The following is a 17,214-nucleotide window of genomic DNA, read 5'->3' as shown; positions in this document are numbered from 1 at the left end:
GCGGACGCCCGCCCGCGAGGAGCTTGTGATGGGCCACGTCGACGCGGAGATCAGCACCCAGCCCGAGTGCTGGCGGCAGGCCGCCACCCTCGCCGCCGAGTCCACGGCGGCGCTGCCCCGGCCCGGCGAGCGGGTCGCCGTACTCGGCTGCGGCACCTCCTGGTTCATGGCCATGGCGTACGCGGCGCTGCGCGAGGCGGCCGGGCACGGCGAGACCGACGCCTTCCAGGCCTCCGAGTTCCCGGCCCACCGCCGCTACGACCGGGTCCTCGCGATCACCCGCTCCGGTACCACCACGGAGGTGCTGGCGGCGCTCACCGCGGTACGCGACGAGCGACCCAGCACCGTCATCGTCGGCGACCCGGACTCCCCGGCGGTCGAGATCGCCGGAGCCACCGTGGCGATGCCCTTCGCCGACGAGCGGTCGGTGGTGCAGACCCGCTTCGCCACCAGCGCGCTCGCGCTGCTCCGGGCCCACCTCGGCACCGACGTCTCCGCGCTGGCCGCCGACGCCGAGGTGGCGGTCCGGGCCCCGCTGCCGGTCGACCCGGCCCGGATCGAGCAGGTCACCTTCCTCGGCCGGGGCTGGACCGTCGGGCTGGCCCAGGAGGCCGCGCTCAAGTGCCGCGAGGCGGCCACCTGCTGGGCCGAGGCGTACCCGGCGATGGACTACCGGCACGGGCCGATCGCGATCGCCGCGCCGGGGCGGATGGTCTGGGCCTTCGGCGAGATCCCGGACGGGTTGGCCGAGGAGATCACCGGCACCGGGGCGGCGTTCGTGCACAGCCGGACCAACGGCGTACACGCGGTGATCGGGGGCTGGGCCGCCGGCCGGCCGCCGCTGGACCCGATGGCCGACCTGATCCTGGCGCAGCGCTTCGCCGTCGCGCTGGCGGCCGGCCGTGGGCTCGACCCGGACGCGCCGCGCAATCTCAGCCGTTCCGTGGTCCTGGCGTGACCGGCGCCGCCACAGCCACCCCGGCGCAGGTGGTCGTCGCGCTGGACGTCGGCGGCACCGGGATGAAGTGCGCCCTCGTCGGCCCGGACGGCGGCACCTACCACGCCGAGCGGCACCCGACCCGGGCCGAGCGCGGCCCGGCGGCGGTGGTGCACAGCATCCTGGAGATCACCGAGGCGCTGGCCGGCCGGGCGCGGGCCACCGGGCTCAGCCCGGTGGCGGTCGGCATCGCCGTACCCGGGGTGGTCGACGAGGCCACCGGCACCGCGAAGTGGTCGGCCAACCTCGGCTTCCGGGACGTACCGCTGCGGGAACTGGTCGTCGCGCGGCTCGGCCTGCCGACGGCGCTCGGCCACGACGTGCGGGCCGGCGGCGTCGCGGAGGCCCGGCTCGGTGCCGGGCGGGACAGCCGGCACGTGCTCTTCGTCGCGATCGGCACCGGCATCGCCGCCGCGCACGTGGTCGCGGGGTCGGCCTTCGCGGGCGCGCACAGCGCCGCCGGCGAGCTGGGCCACATCGTGGTACGCCCCGGCGGGCCGCGCTGCGGCTGCGGCGCGGACGGCTGCCTGGAGGCGGTGGCCTCGGCCGCCGCGGTCGGGCGGCGCTACGCGGCCCTGGCCGGGAGCGCGGCGACCGCCGCCGAGGTGGTGGCGCGGTCGGCGGCCGGTGACCCGATCGCCGTCCAGGTGTGGCGGGAGACCGTCGACGCGTTGGCCGACGGGCTCGCCATCGCGCAGAACCTGTACGACCCGGAGGTGGTCGTCCTCGGCGGCGGGCTGGCCGAGGCCGGTGCCGCCCTGCTCGATCCGCTCGGCGCGGCGCTGCGCCAGCGGCTGACCTTCCAGCGCGAGCCTCGGCTGCTCCCCGCGGCCCTGGGCGACGAGGCCGGTTGCCTCGGCGCCGCCCTGCTCGCCCTCGACACCGTTCCCGCCCTAGACACCCTGGAGACTCCGTGACCGTGCGCGTCCGCGGCAAGGTGGTAACCCCGACCGGTGTGATCCGGCAGGGTTGCGTCGAACTCGACGGTGACCGGATCACCGCGGTCGCCGAGTACCCGTCCGTCCGGGACGGCCACTGGATCGTCCCGGGCTTCGTCGACATCCACACCCACGGCGGCGGTGGGCACACCTTCACCACCGGGGACGCCGACGCGGCCCGCGAGGCGGCCGGGTTCCACCTCGCGCACGGCACCACCACCCTGCTGGCGAGCCTGGTCAGCTCGCCGTACGAGCTGATGCGCACCGCCACCGCCGCGTACGCCCCGCTGGTGCAGGCCGGGGTGCTGGCCGGGATCCACTACGAGGGGCCGTACCTGTCGGCGGTGCGCTGCGGGGGGCAGAACCCGCAGTTCCTGCGCAATCCCTCGGTCGAGGAGCTGACCGAGCTGATCGAGCTGGGCGCCGGCGCGGTCCGGATGGTCACCCTGGCTCCCGAGCTGCCGGGGGCGCTGGACGCGGTCAAGCTGCTGGTGTCCCGGCGGGTCGTGGCCGCGCTCGGGCACACCGACGCCACGTACGAGCAGACGCTGGCCGCCGTCAGTGCCGGGGCGACCGTGGCGACCCACCTGTTCAACGGCATGCGTACGCCGCACCACCGCGAGCCGGGGCCGGTCTTCGCGCTGCTCGGCTCCCCCAACGTGGTCTGCGAACTCGTCGCCGACGGGGTGCACCTGCACGACGGCACGCTCGCCTTCGCCGCCGGTACGGCCGGGGCCGACCGGGCGGCGCTGATCACCGACGCGATGGCCGCCGCCGGCATGCCCGACGGCGAGTACGAACTGGGCGGGCAGCCCGTCGTGGTGGCCGACGGCACGGTCCGGCTGGCCACCTCCGACGGGACGGCGGGGGCGATCGCCGGGAGCATCCTGACCATGGACGCCGCCCTGCGCCGGGCGGTCGGCGCCGGGATCTCGATCGTCGACGCCTGCCGGATGGCGGCCACCACCCCGGCCCGGGCGATCGGGCTCGGCGAGCGCACCGGCGCCCTGCTCCCCGGCTGGCGCGCCGACCTGGTGGTCCTGGACGACAACCTCAACGTCGTCCAGGTCATGCGCGCCGGCACCTGGACCACCTAACCCACCCCGCCCCGCCCGCACCCCGCCCGCACCCCCATGATCGCGGTGATCAGGGGATGGTTCCGCGTGTCGTACGGCGTGTCGGGGTGACCACCCCTTGATCACGGCGATCATGGGGGTGCGGGTGGGGGCGGTGGCGTCGGTAGGATCGGGACTCCTCTTCCGTCGCCCGGAGGCGAAGGCACATGGCCCAACCAGACCAGCCGCACGCGCAGCAGCCCGGCCACGAGACGTCTGCCGGGCCACCGGTGCCGGCCCAACCGTCGGGGCCACCCGCGCCGCAGCCGCCCTTTGGCGGGCCCCTGCCGCCGCAGCCCGGTCACCCAGCACCGCCGGCCGGGTACGGCCCACCACCGCAGCCCGGGTACGGCCCACCGCAACCCGGGTACGGCCCACCGCAACCCGGATACGGCCCACCACCACAGCCCGGGTACGGCCCACCACCACAGCCCGGGTACCCGCCACAGGGGCCGGTCGGGTACCCCCAGCCGTACCCCGGCCATCCGCCGGCCCCCACGCCGGGGGCACCGAAGCGGCGTACCGGGCTGATCATCGGGATCGTGGCCGCCGGCGTCGCCGTCGTGCTGCTGCTCGCCTGCGGCATCGGCGGCTTCGTCTGGTACCAGCGGAGCGGCGGCGGCGACCCGGCCGACCTCAACGGCATGGTCGACTACCGCCAGGACAACCCGGCGATGCTCTCCCGGGATCACGAGGAGGGGCCGGTCTTCTACCCGATCAGCCCACCGGTCGGCGGTGTGCACCACTCCCGCTGGCAGAACTGCATGGGCGACGTCTACCCCTTTCCGATCGAGGACGGCCACGCCGTCCACAGTCTCGAACACGGCGCCGTCTGGATCACGCACCGGCCGGACCTGCCGCAGTCCGAGGTGGAGCGGCTCGCCACCCGGGTGCAGGGACAGCCGTTCATGCTGATGAGCCCGCACCCGGAGCAGGATTCGCCGATCTCGTTGCAGGCGTGGGGCTACCAGCTCGCGGTCGAGGAGGCGGACGACGAGCGGATCGACGAGTTCGTCCGGCGGTTCCGGGAGACCGCGTCGATGGAGCCCGGCGCCCCCTGCTCCGGTGGCGTCACCACGGTGCGGTGACCGCGGCCGGCCCGCTACCGTGGCCGGATGGCACGGATCCTGATCACCGGGGCGTCCGACGGGCTCGGCCGGGAACTGGCGTACGCGCTGGCCGGGCAGGGGCACCGGCTGCTCGTGCACGGGCGCGACGCCGGCCGGCTGGCCGAGGTCGCCGAGCGCACCGGGGCGGAGGCACACCGGGCGGACCTGGCCTCGCTGGCCGAGGTACGCCGGCTGGCCGCCTCGGTCGAGGGTCCGCTGGACGTGCTGGTCAACAACGCGGCGGTCGGGTTCGGCCCGCCCGGTGAGGCCCGGCAGTTCTCCGCCGACGGCCACGAGCTGCGGTTCGCCGTCAACTACCTGGCGCCGTACCTGCTGACCCGGCTGCTCCTGCCCCGGCTGACCGCCGCAGCCCGGGAGGGCGCGCCAGCCCGGGAAGGCGGCGCAGCCCGGATCGTCAACGTCGCCTCCGCCGGCCAGCGGACGGTCGACCTGGACGACCTGATGGCACGCGGCTACGACGGCACGGAGGCGTACCGGCGGGCCAAGCTGGCCCTGATCGCGCACAGCTTCGACCTCGCCGAGGAGCTGGCCGGGACCGGTGTGACGGTCAACTGCCTGCACCCGGCGACGCTGATGCCGACCACGATGGTCCGGCAGGCGCGCTCCGGGCAGATGGACACCATGGAGCAGGGCCTGCGCGCGACGCTCCGGCTGGTGGTCGACCCGACCCTGGCCGGGGTCACCGGCCGGTACTTCGACGGCCAGCGGGAGGCGCGGGCCCGCGAGCAGGCGTACGACCGGGCGTTCCGCACGCGGCTGCGCGAACTCACCGACTCGCTGGTGGGCCTCCCGAGCTGACCCGGCGGACGGCGAACCAGAGCGCGCCGGCGGCGAGCACCGCGAACCCGGCCAGCACGCTGTGCAGCGGCAGGGTTACCGCCAGCAGCAGGCAGCCGGCCAGGCCGAGGGCGGCCAGTGCCCGTACCGGCAGCCGGCGGGCGGGATCCGGTCCGAGGGTCAGCGCGGCGGCGTTGGTGATCGCGTAGTAGACCAGCACGGTACAGCTGGAGAAGCCGATCGCGTCCCGTACGTCGCCGAGGGCGACCACCACGACCACCACGGCCGCGACCGCCAGCTCGGCCCGGTGCGGCACCCGGCGGCGCGGGTGTACGGCGGCGAGCGCGCCGGGCAGGTCGCGCCGCCGGGCCATCGCCAGCGTGGTCCGGCCCACCCCGGCGACCAACGCCAGGAGTACGCCGAGCACCGCCACGGTGGCACCGGCCCGGACCAGCCAGTCGAGTCCGGGCACCCCGGCGGCCCCCGCCACCCGGGCGAGCGGGGCGGCCGAGCCGGCGAGCCGGGCCGGGCCGAGGACGGCCAGCGCGACCAGGGCCAGGACCAGGTAGATCGCCAGCACCAGCCCGAGCGCCAGCGGCACGGCGCGCGGGATGGTGCGCTCGGGGTCGCGTACCTCCTCGCCGAGGGTGGCGATCCGGGCGTACCCGGCGAAGGCGAAGAAGAGCAGCCCGGCGGCGGTGAGCACACCGAGGCCGCCGCCGGCCCCGGCGGTGTCGCCGATCCGGGCCGGCGCGAACGCGCCGCCGAAGAGCCCGGCCAGCACCACCGTGGCCAGCACGGCGAGGGTGATCGCGACCAGCCACCGGGTGGCCCGGGCCGTCTTCTGGATGCCGCCCAGGTTGACCACGGTCACCGCCGCGACGGCGGTCACCGCGACCGGGCGGGCCTGCTCCGGCCAGAGGTACGCCCCGATGGTCAGCGCCATCGCCGCGCAGCTCGCCGTCTTGCCCACCACGAAGCCCCAGCCGGCCAGGAAACCGGCGAAATCGCCGAGCCGTTCCCGGCCGTAGACGTAGCTGCCGCCGGACTCGGGGTAGCGGGCGGCGAGCCGGGCCGAGCTGGTGGCGTTGCACCAGGCGACGAAGCCGGCGACGGCGAGCGCGGCCAGCAGTCCGGTGCCGCTGCCCGCCTCGGCGGTGGCCGGGGCGAACGCGACGAAGATCCCGGCGCCGAGCATCGAGCCGAGTCCGATGATCACCGCATCAGTCAGGCCGAGCCGGCGGGCGAGCTGTTCCACGCCGGGATCCTAGGGACCGGAGGTGAACACCCCGGGTCGGTCGACCCCGCCGGGCAGGGCCGGCAGCGGTACGTCGTCCCACGGCACCCGGGCGAGCAGCCGGTCCAGCAGCAACCCGAGCAGCAGCCCGGCGATCGAGTCGGTGATCCAGTGCCAGCCGAGGTAGGTGGTGGTGCAGAAGACGATGGCCGGTGGCGCGATCCGGATCGCCCGGTACAGCGCCGGCGGGGCGTCCGGCCGGTCGAACGTACGCAGCAGCGCGGCGAGCAGCAGCGCGATCGCGCCGTACCAGACGATGGCGTTGCCAACGTGGCCGGACGGGTAGGACATGCTCCACTCGTCGGCCGGCAGTGGCGCGAAGAGCCGCACCGTCTCCTCCGGCGGCAGCTCCGAACTCGGCGCGGCCCGGCCGGTCCAGATCTTCAACGGGCCGATGGTGAACGAGGTGAGCGCGAAGGCGCCGACGCCGACCAGCAGCGGCCGGACCGACCGGGTGCGCCACGCGACCAGCGCGCCGAGGCCGAAGGCGACCGGCATCAGCACCCAACCGCCCTGGCCGAGGAAGTTGAGGACGATCGCCACCCATTCCGCCGGCACCGGACGGTGCGCGTTGACCCAGTCCCGTACCGCGAGGTCGAGGTCGAGGAGCTGGCCGGCGGCGAGCGCGGCGGTCAGCGCGACCACGGCCGCCAGCAGGACGCCGTCCGGCCACCAGCCGCGCGGGCTGACCGGCCGGAGCCGAGGCAGCCGCCGTACCGTCGTGGTTTCCCGCATCCGACCACGCTACCGGGCCGGCGGACCGGGCCCGGGGCGGCGGTGGCGGTGTGTGCCCAACCACGCTGGGAGGCGGTGGGCCGCTCGGCCCGGCATCCTTGGTACCTGTGCGGATCACTTCGGCCCTCGTCGACCCGGCGCTGCTCGACCTTCCCTGGTCGACACCGCTGGAGCAGTGGCCCGCCGACCAGCTGGTGGCGCTGCCCCAGGGCATCTCCCGACACATCGTCCGGTTCGTCCGGTTGGCCGGCACGGTCTACGCGGTCAAGGAGACCGGCGAACGGGTCGCCGAGCGGGAGTACGACCTGCTGCGCGCCCTGGAACGGATCGACTTCCCCTCGGTGGAGGCGGTGGCTATCGTCGCCGACCGGCAGACCGACGACGGCGAACCGCTCGACCCGGTACTGATCACCCGGCATCTCCAGTTCTCGCTCCCCTACCGGGCGCTCTTCTCCCGCACCCTGCGCCCGGAGACGATGAGCCGGCTGCTCGACGCGCTCGCCGCGCTGATCGTCCGGATGCACCTCACCGGCTTCTTCTGGGGCGACTGCTCGCTCTCCAACACCCTGTTCCGGCGGGACGCCGGGGCCTTCGCCGCCTACCTGGTCGACGCCGAGACGGGCGCGTTGCACCGGCAGCTCTCCAAGGGCCAGCGCAGCGAGGACCTGGAGATCGCCCGGGTCAACATCTTCGGCGAGGCGCTCGACCTACAGGCCGCCGGGCTGCTGCACGACTCGATCGACCCCGAGGTGGTCTGCGAGGAGGTGGTCCGCCGCTACGAGGGCCTCTGGCACGAGATCACCTACGAGCAGCAGATCGAGCGGGAGGCGCGGCACGACATCGAGGGCCGGATCCGCCGGCTCAACGAACTCGGCTTCGACGTCGCCGAGGTGGCGATGTCGCTGGTGGACGGTGGACGCTACCTGGTCCGGCCGAAGGTGGTCGACGCCGGCTACCACAGCCGCCGACTGCTCCGGCTGACCGGCCTGGACGCCGAGGAGAACCAGGCCCGGCGGCTCCTCAACGACCTGGACACCTACCGGGCGGAGAGCGACCTCACCGACGAGCAGCAGGCCGCACACCGCTGGCTGACCGAGGTCTTCGAGCCGGTGGTCCGGGCCGTACCGGGACACCTGCGGCGAAAGCTGGAGCCGGCCGAACTCTTCGTGCAGGTCATCGAGCACCGGTGGCGACTGTCCGAACAGTCCGGTCGGGACGTCGGCCTGGCGCCGGCCGTACAGTCGTTCCTCTCCGACGTGCTGGTGCACCACCCCGACGAACAGGCGGTGCTCGGCGTCGAGGTCGGCTGAGCCGGTCACCGGGCCGGTGGTGGGCGGCGCGGCGGCGGACGGCGCGGCGGCGGGGCGGGCGGCACGACCGGCGGGGGCGGTGGCGGGGTCGCGGCCTGCTTGAGCAGGCGGCTCAGTCCGGCCCGCCGGACCACCACGGTGAGCCGGTCGCCGGGGCCGAGCCGGGTGTCGGCGGCCGGCGTCCAGTCGGGACGGGCCTGGCCGGCCCGGGTCAGCGCGATCACCCGTACCCCCTCGATCCCGCCGACCGCGCCGAGTTCCCGACCGACCAGCTCCGCGCGGACCGCCACGGTCACCTCCGCGACCAGCAGGGCGTGCCGGTCGATCGGGATCGTCGCGATCACCGCGCGGTTGAGCAGCGCCGCCACGAAGGACGGCGCGGCCAGGTGCGAGACGCTGCGCGAGATGTTGATGTCGAACGCCTTCTGGATGCGCTCGGCGAGGTCGCCGTCGTAGAGCCGCAGCACCACCCGCAGGTCGTCCCGGATGGCCCGGCCGTTGAGCGCCGCCTGCAGGTTGCTGACGTCCTCGGTGGAGACCACCACCAGCGCCTGGCAGGTCTGCACACCGGCGGTCGCCAGGGTCTCCTCCGAGGCCACGTCACCGACGACCAGCGGTACGCCGAGCCGCCGCGCGACCGGCGCACCCCGGGCCTCCGGGTCCTTGTCGATTGCCACCACCTCGACGCCGAGGTCGGTGAGCTGCCACATCACCCGGGTACCGACGTTGCCCAGCCCCACCACGATGACGTGCCCCTCGCGGTCGGTACGCAGCCGGCCGGCGTCCAGCGCCAGCCGGGCGTTCACGATCCCGTCCACCACCGCGGCGGTGATCAGCGGCACCAGCGCCAGCCCGGCGAGGTTCAACACCACCTGCATGATCTGGGCGGGCGTCTCCTTGTCGACGTCCGGGTCGGCGCCGCTGATCGTGGTGACGATGGTGAGGTAGAGCGACTCCCAGATGCTCTCGGGATGCTCGGCGAAGTAGAGCAGCACGCCGAGCACCATGATCACCGAGAGCACCACGATGGTGGCGATCCCGATCTTGCGGGTGGCGAACGAGCGCATCGCCCGGAGCAGCATCACGGCGGGGCGGCGCCGCCACCGCCGGGCCCGGACGAGCCGGCGGGCGGCCACCTCCGTACCGGCCGGCTGACCGGTCGCCTCGGCCAGCACCAGGTCGGCGCTCTCCTGATCCGCCGGAAGCACCCGGGGATGGTTCGGGTCCCGGGTGTCGGCCAGCCCGCAGACCACGTGCTCCGGGCGCACGTCCGCGCGCCGGGCGACGTACAGGGTCCGGCCGCCGTGCCGGAAGTACGTCGGGGCCACCTCGCCGAGCGCGGCGGCGACGAACGCGGGGGCGGCCATCGAGGCGTCCGAGAGCACGGTGCAGTGCGGGATCAGCTGCCGTACGCCGTTGCCGAGGCTCATGTTGAACATGCGCATCACCACGGGCACGTCCGGGTTGACCTCCTGGGCGCAGAGCGCCGCGTGGATGTTGCCCACGTCGTCCTGCTGGAGCAGGGCCAGCCCGCTGGCCGCGGCGAGCCCGGCCGCCCGGAAGGTGTCCTCGTCGAGCCGGTCCGCCCGGATCACCCGGATCCCGGGCAGGGTCCGGATGTCCGGCACGTCGGGGCGGCGCCGGTGCGGCACGACCACGGTGATCCGGGTGGCGCCGGCCTGCGGATCGTTGGCCAGCAGCTCGTGCACCAGCTGGAACGCGAGGGCGTTCTCCCCGCAGACCACGTAGTGCGCCCGGGTCTCCCCGTTGGATCGCAGCCCGTCGCGCAGCCGGGTCTGCATCGCCCTCCGGGCCCGGGTACGCCACAGGTCCGCCATGCCCGCCGATGCTACTGGCAGAAGGAAGGGCCCCTTCTTATCGCTTTCTGTATAGGAAGGGCCCCCTCCTAACACCCCAACCGCCCGCGAACCACCGCCGGTTCGGGGTAGAACGGACCGGTGCAGACGTTTCTGCCGTACCCGGACTTCGCGCAGAGCGCCCGGAGCCTGGACCAGCTGCGGCTCGGCAAGCAGCGGGTGGAGGCGCTGCAGGTGCTGCGCGGGCTGGTCCGCCCCGGGTACGGCTGGCGGCACCACCCGGCGGTGAAGATGTGGGCCGGCTACGAGGAGGCGCTGGTCCGGTACGGGCTGGACGTCTGCGACCAGTGGTGCTCGACCGGTCGGGCGGACACCTGCGCCGGCACCCTGGTCGGCGATCTCGCCGCCGGCTGCGGCCTGGACCGGGTACGCCGGCAGGACGAGCTGGCCGAGGCCGGGGAGCTGCCGCCGTGGCTCGGCCGGGAGGACCTGCACCTGAGCCACCGATCCGCGCTGGTGCGCAAGTCTCCCGCCCACTATGGACCGCTTTTCGGCGAGGTTCCGCCCGACCTGCCGTACGTCTGGCCGGCTTCGGACCGGCCGCCGGGCTGCCGTCCCCCGACACCCGGGGCGGCGTGACGCCGGTGGACGCCTCCCGATGGCTGGCCCGGCTGGTGGGCGTACGCCCGGAGCTGGCCGACCCCGGCGGCGGCGGCACGGCCCGGGTGGCGGCCGGGGTGGACGCGCTGGTGGTCGGCGGCGGCGTGGCCGGCGTCTCGGCGGCGGTCGTGCTCGCCGAGCGCGGCGTCCGGGTCACCGTCCTGGAGGGAGAGCCGACCCTCGGCGGGCGGCTGCGCAGCTGGCCGGAGACGCTGGCCGACGGCACGGTCCAGGCGGTCGACCACGGCTTCCACGCGTTCTTCCGGCAGTACTACAACTGGCGGTCGATCCTGCGCCGGATCGACCCGGCACTCGGTTTCCTGCGCCCGGTGCCCGGCTATCCGGTGCTGCACCGGGGCTGGCCGGCCGAGGAGTTCGGCCGGCTTCCCGCCGCGCCGCCGATGAACCTGCTCGCCCTGCTGGCCCGCAGCCCGAGCCTGCGGCTGCGGGACCTGCGCCGGATGGACGCGGCGGCGGCCCGCCCCCTGCTGGCGTACCACCCGGTGCGCAGCTACGCCGAGTTCGACGCGGTGGCCGCCGAGGGGCTGCTCGACGCGTTGCGGCTGCCGGACCGGGCCCGGGCGATGCTCTTCGAGGTGTTCGCGCACTCGTTCTTCAACCACGAGGCCGAACTCTCCGCCGCCGAACTGGTGGCCAACTTCCACTTCTACTTCCTGGGCAATCCGGAGGGGCTGGCCTTCGACGCCCCGGACCGGGACTACGAGACCGCGATCTGGCGGCCGCTGGCCGGCTATCTCGACCGGTGCGGCGCGCGGGTGCTCACCGGCCGGCCGGTGGTCGAGGTGGGTCGGGACGCCGCCGGCTGGCGGGTGCACGTCGACGACGACGCCGGACCGGGGTACGCCGCCCGCTACCTGGTGCTCGCCGTCGACCCGCCGGCGCTGCCGGGGCTGTTGGCCGACCTGCCCGTGCCGGCCGGTCGCACGCTGGGCGTCGGACCGCCGTACGCGGTGGCGCGGTACTGGCTGGCCGGGGACGTACGCCCGGACCGGCCGGTGTTCAGCGGGGTGTCCCGGCAGCCCACCCTCGACTCGGTGACGCTGTACCACCGGCTGGAGACCGGGGCCCGGCGCTGGGCGGAGCGCACCGGCGGCTCGGTGCTGGAGTTGCACGCCTACGCCTGCCCGGACGGGGTGCCGGCGACGGAGTTGGCCGAGCGGATGCGACTCGAACTGAGCCGGCTCTGGCCGGAGCTCGCCGACCTGCCGGTACGGGACCTGCGGGCCCGGGTCGAGCGCCAGGCGCCGTCGTTCCGGCCGGGAGAGCACGCCGGCCGCCCCGGGGTGGTCGGCGGGGCGGAGGGGCTCTACCTGGCCGGCGACGGCATCGCGAGCGACGTACCGAGTGCGTTGCTGGAGCGGGCCGCGACGACGGGGATCCTCGCCGCGAACCACATCCTGCGCCGCGAGGGCGCTGCGGCGGAGCCGGTCCGCTCGATCCGCCCGTACGGCCTGCTGGCCCGGGCGGACCGGCGTTGACCGTCGGTCCCCGCCCCGGGACCGCCGCACCGGACCGCCACCTGTTCCGCCGGTCGCCGGGTCACCGCCGACGGTTCCTGCCGGTCGGGAGGCCTTGCCGGTGGCCACTTCCGCCGCTGGCCGGATTTCCGCTGGTCGCGTTCCTGCCGGCGCATTTCCGCCGGTAAATGCGTTGCCGCCCGGTTACGCATCGATCTACCTTGGGGGCGCCCACCCGGTCTCCGCCGGTGGGGCGGCAACCCGCTTCCGCCGGCCCTGTACGGGCCGCCGAACGGGCGGCACAGATCCGGTACCGAGGGCGGTGCGGGGGCCGGGACCGCGCGGGGGGCGCGGCTCGGCCCGACACCGCGCGGCCGGCGGGCACGGGGGTCCCGCCGGCCGCCAGCCCTCGCCGTACCGGCACGCTCGACGTCACCGCCGGGCGCCGGCCCTGCTGATCCGGATCGCCTCCCTCACGACTCCCGCACCGGGGCCCGCCGGTTCACGGCCGGTCGGCCGCCGCCCAGCCCACGGCGACGAGGCAGATCAGCAGCACGATTCCGGTGCGGGTGGTGGCGACCCGGGTCAGCGTCCAGGCGACCCCACGCATCCCCGGCAGCAGGGCCTTCGTCTTCGTGTAGTCCGTCCAGGCCCGCCGGGCGACGGCCAGCGCGATCCCGGCGAAGAGGCCGAGCGACACGCCGAGCAGCAGGGCGGCGGTGGAGGCGGGGTGGTCCACACCGCCAGTGTCTGCACTCGGCCTATCGATGGCTATCACCCGATGCGGTGACGCTGCGTCACTAACCTGCGCGGTGGTCGCCGGTCAGTCGACCGGCAGGCGGGCGACGATGTGCCGGGCGATCTCCAACGAACTGGTCGCGGCCGGGGACGGCGCGTTCAGCACGTGTACCTGCCGCTCCGCCTCGACGATGAGGAAGTCGTCGACCAGCGTCCCGTCGGGGCGTACGGCCTGGGCACGTACGCCGGAGCCGGCGGGAACGATGTCGGCCTCGGTCAGCGCCGGCACCAGCCGGGCGAGGCTCGCGGCGAACCGCCGCCGGGACAGTGACCGGGTCACCTCGGTGAGGCCGTACCGGTAATGCCGGCGGGCCAGTGCCCAGAGCCCGGGGTAGCTGGCCGCTTCCCAGAGGTCGCGCGGATCCACCCGGCGCCAGGAGTAGCCCTCCCGGGCGGTGGCGAGTACGGCGTTCGGGCCCGCGTGCACACTGCCGTCGATCATGCGGGTCAGGTGCACGCCGAGGAACGGCAACCGCGGGTCCGGTACCGGGTAGATCAGCCCCCGCACCAGGTCGCGCCGCTGGGGCCGCAGCTCGTGGTACGCGCCCCGGAACGGCACGATCCGGACCGGCGGGCGTACGCCGGCCAGCCGGGCGAGCTGGTCGGCATGCAGCCCGGCGCAGTTGACCAGCACGTCGGCGGCCACCTCGCCCGAGGTGGTCTCCAGCAGCACACCCCCGGCCCGGCGGCGGATCCCGGTGACCCGGGTCGCCAGGCGCAGGTCCGCCCCGCCCTGGGCGAGCAGTTCGGCGAGCCGCCGGCAGACCGCGCCGAAGTCGACGATGCCGGTGGACTCGACCCGCAGCGCGGCCACCGCCGAGACCTCGGGTTCGTGTTCGGCCGCCTCCAGCGCACCGACCAGCCGCACCGGCAGCCCGTTGGCGACGGCCCGCTCGTGCAGGTCGCGCAGCCGGGGCAGCTCGTCCGGCTCGGTCGCGACGATCAGCTTGCCGCAGATCCGGTAGGGCAGGCCCTGCTCGGCGCAGAACGCGACCATGGCGGCGCTGCCGGTCCGGCAGAGGGTCGCCTTGAGGCTGCCCGGCCGGTAGTAGACGCCGGCGTGGATCACCCCCGAGTTGTGCCCGGTCTGGTGGGCCGCCCAGATCGGCTCCTTCTCCAGCACCGTGACGGCGTCACCGGGGCGGTCGGCCCGCAGCCGGTGCGCCACGGCGAGGCCGATGATCCCGCCACCCACGATCGCGTACCTGGTCATCCGCGCTCCCCGGCCACCGGCATCCGTCGATGGTATGTGCGCGGGCGCTCCGGCCGGGCTGAGCGGCGTACCGGATCGGGTCGGCCCGTACTGTCGGGTTGTCGACGTTTTCCCCGCAACGCCATGAATACCGGCGAATATCGACGGTGGGCCCGGATCGCCCCAGTGAAAACCTATTCACCATAGGAGGTCCGGTGGCGTCCTACCCGCACTCGCCGGCCCGGCATACGAGCCGGGCACGACAGCCGGCGCCCGGACCAGATCGCCGCCGCGCTCCGGCACACCGCCCGGGTGGCGGAGCCGGCGGCGAAGCTGGCGAGATCGGCGGGTTGACGTGTGGGTGAACTGGCAAACTTCATCCCGGCCGGCGGTGTCGGCGCCTTCGGCGTGGGCGGCCTGCTCGTCATGGTGGTGGGCTACCTGCTCAACGCCAACCGCGCCGACCGCAAGGAATACCAGGAGGCCATCGACAAGGCCGAGAAGCGGGCGGACGAGGCCGCGCGGCGCACCGATGCCGCCGAGCAGCGCGCCGAGGGTCTGCAACAGGCCGTCGACGAGGCCCGCAGTGCCCGACGGGCCACCGAGGACCGACTGGCGATCCTCGAACGCGAACTCGCCCGCCACCGGTCGGACGGCCCGCGATGAGCGATGACACCCTGGACCTCCGCCGCCGGATGGCCCGGCGCAGCCGCCGCCGGTTGGTCATCGTGGTGGTCGCCACCGCGCTGATCGCCGCCGGGGCCGGCTGGGGCGCGTCGCGGCTGGGCAAGCAGGCCGCCGTGCAGCAGCACCGCGCGGACACCGCCGTCTCCGGCGCCGAACAGCTCTGCCAGCAGGTACGCCAGCTCGGCGGCGACTGCGTGGTGGATCCCGCCGACCTGCGCGGCGCCCCTGGTCCGGCGGGGCCGCAGGGGGCGCCCGGCCCGCCCGGCGTACCCGGATTGAACGGTCGGGACGGACGGCCCGGTGCCACCGGACCGCCCGGCCCGGCGGGCCCCCCGGGTCCGCCGGGAACGAACGGCACGAACGGCGAGCCGGGGCCGCCCGGCGCGGCCGGGTCGGACGGTGGAGCCGGCCCGCCCGGCCCCGAGGGCCCGCCGGGGCCATCGGGCGAGGAGGGCCCGCCCGGACCGCCGGGACCGTCCGGGCCGCCCGGAACGACCTGCCCGGAGGGTACGGTGCCGCGCAGCCTCTCGGTGCTCACGCCGGACGGTCCGCAGGAGATCAGCGTCTGCGTCGCCGTCGCGGAGGGGGGCCGCCGCCGGTAGGGCGGTGCACCCGGCGGGCTGTCACGTACGGTATGGATTTGATCTTCAGGGTCCACCTGGCGGTACTGGAGCCCCCGGCCGGGATCGAACCGGCGACATCTCGCTTACAAGGCGAGTGCTCTGGCCAGCTGAGCTACAGGGGCGCTGTTGTTCGTGGTCAGCATAGCCACAGATCGCCTGGTAGCACCGCAGGCACCGACGCGGCACTCCGGAGTGGTCGGGGCACCGCGACGCTTGGTGGTGAGCCGTGCCCGGATGCCCGAAATGTGCGTCGGCCGCGTCCCAACTGTGGCCCACGACCTTGGCACGTGAGGAAAACACGTTTACCGTGGCGTGACACGGACGACACCCCGACGCTGCCCTGGCGCCGGGATGGCGTCCAGAGGACCGGTGCGGGCAACGCGCCGGTCGCTCCTTCACTCGGATCGTCCGGCACGTTCCTGCCGGTGAAAGGAAGCGCTTCACCATGGCTACGGTCACCTACTCCAAGGCAACCCGGATCTATCCGGGTACCGAGCGTCCCGCGGTCGACCACCTGGATCTCGAGATCGGCGACGGCGAGTTCCTCGTCCTGGTCGGCCCCTCCGGCTGCGGAAAGTCCACCAGCCTGCGGATGCTCGCCGGCCTGGAGGATGTCGACGACGGCTCGATCCACATCGACACCCGCGACGTCACCCACCTGCCGCCGAAGGCCCGCGACATCGCGATGGTCTTCCAGAACTACGCGCTCTACCCGCACATGACCGTCTACGAGAACATGGCGTTCGCGCTCAAGCTCCGCAAGACGTCGAAGTCGGAGATCGACCGGCGGGTGAAGGAGGCGGCCGCGCTCCTTCAACTGGAGGACTACCTGAGCCGCAAGCCGAAGGCGCTCTCCGGTGGCCAGCGCCAGCGGGTCGCGATGGGCCGGGCGATCGTCCGCGAGCCGCAGGTCTTCCTCATGGACGAGCCGCTGTCCAACCTGGACGCCAAGCTCCGGGTGCAGACCCGTACCCAGATCGCGACGTTGCAGGCCAAGCTCGGCGTCACCACCGTCTACGTCACCCACGACCAGGTCGAGGCCATGACCATGGGCCACCGGGTGGCGGTCATGCTCGACGGCGTGCTCCAGCAGGTCGACACCCCGCGGGAGCTGTACGACGCCCCGTCGAACGTCTTCGTCGCCGGCTTCATGGGCTCCCCCGCCATGAACATCAAGACCGTGCCGCTGACCGAGGACGGCGCCGAGTTCGCCGACCTGAAGGTGCCGCTGACCCGCGAGCAGATCGCCGCCGCCAAGGCCGAGGGTGGCACCGGCCAGGTCACCGTCGGCTTCCGGCCCGAGGACTGCGACCTGGTCGCCCCCTCCGAGGGCGGCCTGGCGCTGGTCGTCGAGCTGGTCGAGGACCTCGGCTCGGACGCCAACGTCTACGGTCACGCCACCCTCAACGGCGTCTCCGAGCGGTTCGTGGTCCGTACCGACCGCCGGACCATGCCGAACATGGGCGACACCGTCCACGTGAAGCCGCGTACCGGCCGGAACCACGCCTTCCACGCGGTCACCGGCAGCCGGATCTGAGGCGAGCCGTTCCGATCCACCAGGCCGGGGGCGGTCACTCCTGACGGAGTGACCGCCCCCGTCGCCTTGTCCCGGCTGACGTGTTAGGAGGGGGCCCTTCCTATACAAAAAGCGATAGGAAGG

At 74.4% G+C, this 17,214-nt stretch carries 16 protein-coding genes and 1 tRNA gene; 11 read left to right on the top strand and 6 right to left on the bottom strand.

From position 1 onward, the window contains the following. Positions 1 to 28: 28 nt before the first annotated feature. The 5 genes from ACQEUR_RS08745 (at position 29) to ACQEUR_RS08725 (ending at position 4,978) form a co-directional block, all read left to right on the top strand. A complete protein-coding gene (locus ACQEUR_RS08745) occupies positions 29 to 958 on the top strand; it encodes an SIS domain-containing protein (protein WP_433028139.1) in 930 nt (309 codons plus the stop codon). Continuing rightward, the gene (locus ACQEUR_RS08740; protein WP_433028136.1) at positions 955 to 1,914 is read left to right on the top strand and encodes an ROK family protein; all 960 of its coding nucleotides are present in this window, start codon (positions 955 to 957) and stop codon (positions 1,912 to 1,914) included. The genes ACQEUR_RS08745 and ACQEUR_RS08740 overlap by 4 nt, the downstream gene beginning before the upstream one ends. Next, on the top strand, positions 1,911 to 3,032 hold the full coding sequence (nagA, locus tag ACQEUR_RS08735; protein WP_433028133.1) for an N-acetylglucosamine-6-phosphate deacetylase: 1,122 nt from the start codon (positions 1,911 to 1,913) through the stop codon (positions 3,030 to 3,032). The genes ACQEUR_RS08740 and nagA overlap by 4 nt, the downstream gene beginning before the upstream one ends. Before the next feature lie 560 nt (positions 3,033 to 3,592). Then, positions 3,593 to 4,138, top strand: a complete 546-nt coding sequence (locus ACQEUR_RS08730) for a DUF3105 domain-containing protein (RefSeq protein WP_433028130.1) — start codon at positions 3,593 to 3,595, stop codon at positions 4,136 to 4,138. A 27-nt stretch (positions 4,139 to 4,165) separates the two neighbouring features. Further along, positions 4,166 to 4,978 (top strand): SDR family NAD(P)-dependent oxidoreductase, encoded by an 813-nt coding sequence (locus ACQEUR_RS08725; RefSeq protein ID WP_433028127.1) that lies wholly within the window; start codon positions 4,166 to 4,168, stop codon positions 4,976 to 4,978. Here the strand turns inward: ACQEUR_RS08725 and ACQEUR_RS08720 are convergent. Together ACQEUR_RS08720 and ACQEUR_RS08715 are read right to left on the bottom strand one after the other, a co-directional pair. Beyond that, positions 4,947 to 6,215: an APC family permease gene (locus tag ACQEUR_RS08720; RefSeq protein ID WP_433028124.1), complete on the bottom strand. Its 1,269-nt coding sequence runs from the start codon at positions 6,213 to 6,215 to the stop codon at positions 4,947 to 4,949. The two genes, ACQEUR_RS08725 and ACQEUR_RS08720, sit on opposite strands and share 32 nt — an antisense overlap. Before the next feature lie 9 nt (positions 6,216 to 6,224). Continuing rightward, positions 6,225 to 6,989 carry a phosphatase PAP2 family protein gene (locus tag ACQEUR_RS08715; RefSeq protein WP_433028121.1) on the bottom strand — a complete coding sequence of 255 codons (765 nt, stop codon included), beginning with the start codon at positions 6,987 to 6,989 and terminating at the stop codon, positions 6,225 to 6,227. 107 nt (positions 6,990 to 7,096) lie between these two features. Here ACQEUR_RS08715 and ACQEUR_RS08710 point away from each other — a divergent pair, with 107 nt between their 5' ends. Further along, complete coding sequence (locus ACQEUR_RS08710) at positions 7,097 to 8,299, top strand: DUF4032 domain-containing protein (protein ID WP_433028118.1); 1,203 nt, start codon at positions 7,097 to 7,099, stop codon at positions 8,297 to 8,299. A gap of 5 nt (positions 8,300 to 8,304) precedes the next feature. Here the strand turns inward: ACQEUR_RS08710 and ACQEUR_RS08705 are convergent, their stop codons facing one another. Beyond that, complete coding sequence (locus ACQEUR_RS08705) at positions 8,305 to 10,137, bottom strand: potassium channel family protein (RefSeq protein ID WP_433028115.1); 1,833 nt, start codon at positions 10,135 to 10,137, stop codon at positions 8,305 to 8,307. Positions 10,138 to 10,257: 120 nt separating this feature from the next. Here ACQEUR_RS08705 and ACQEUR_RS08700 point away from each other — a divergent pair, with 120 nt between their 5' ends. Further along, complete coding sequence (locus ACQEUR_RS08700; RefSeq protein ID WP_433028112.1) at positions 10,258 to 10,755, top strand: MSMEG_6728 family protein; 498 nt, start codon at positions 10,258 to 10,260, stop codon at positions 10,753 to 10,755. Positions 10,756 to 10,760: 5 nt separating this feature from the next. Further along, the gene (locus ACQEUR_RS08695) at positions 10,761 to 12,275 is read left to right on the top strand and encodes an FAD-dependent oxidoreductase (protein WP_433028962.1); all 1,515 of its coding nucleotides are present in this window, start codon (positions 10,761 to 10,763) and stop codon (positions 12,273 to 12,275) included. Between the two features lie 481 nt (positions 12,276 to 12,756). On the opposite strand, the gene ACQEUR_RS08690 is transcribed toward ACQEUR_RS08695, so the two are convergent. Both ACQEUR_RS08690 and lhgO read right to left on the bottom strand, forming a co-directional pair. Beyond that, entirely contained in the window at positions 12,757 to 12,993 is a 237-nt protein-coding gene (locus ACQEUR_RS08690) for a hypothetical protein (protein ID WP_433028109.1), read from the bottom strand. Positions 12,994 to 13,077: 84 nt separating this feature from the next. Further along, complete coding sequence (gene lhgO / locus ACQEUR_RS08685; RefSeq protein WP_433028106.1) at positions 13,078 to 14,265, bottom strand: L-2-hydroxyglutarate oxidase; 1,188 nt, start codon at positions 14,263 to 14,265, stop codon at positions 13,078 to 13,080. A 336-nt stretch (positions 14,266 to 14,601) separates the two neighbouring features. On the opposite strand from lhgO, the gene ACQEUR_RS08680 reads away from it, so the two are divergent. Both ACQEUR_RS08680 and ACQEUR_RS08675 read left to right on the top strand, forming a co-directional pair. After that, positions 14,602 to 14,910, top strand: coding sequence for a hypothetical protein (locus ACQEUR_RS08680; protein ID WP_433028103.1), 309 nt, complete (start codon positions 14,602 to 14,604; stop codon positions 14,908 to 14,910). Then, on the top strand, positions 14,907 to 15,533 hold the full coding sequence (locus tag ACQEUR_RS08675; RefSeq protein WP_433028100.1) for a hypothetical protein: 627 nt from the start codon (positions 14,907 to 14,909) through the stop codon (positions 15,531 to 15,533). Before ACQEUR_RS08680 ends, ACQEUR_RS08675 begins: the two co-directional genes overlap by 4 nt. Positions 15,534 to 15,599: 66 nt before the next feature. Here the strand turns inward: ACQEUR_RS08675 and ACQEUR_RS08670 are convergent. Beyond that, a tRNA-Thr gene (locus tag ACQEUR_RS08670) sits at positions 15,600 to 15,676 on the bottom strand. Positions 15,677 to 15,999: 323 nt separating this feature from the next. Between ACQEUR_RS08670 and ACQEUR_RS08665 the strand changes: the two genes are divergently transcribed. Continuing rightward, positions 16,000 to 17,091 (top strand): ABC transporter ATP-binding protein, encoded by a 1,092-nt coding sequence (locus ACQEUR_RS08665; protein ID WP_433028097.1) that lies wholly within the window; start codon positions 16,000 to 16,002, stop codon positions 17,089 to 17,091. Positions 17,092 to 17,214: the final 123 nt, after the last annotated feature.

The organism is Plantactinospora sp. CA-290183, assembly GCF_050936375.1.
Taxonomy (GTDB): Bacteria; Actinomycetota; Actinomycetes; order Mycobacteriales; family Micromonosporaceae; genus Plantactinospora.
This window is presented reverse-complemented; position numbering and strand designations above follow the sequence as displayed.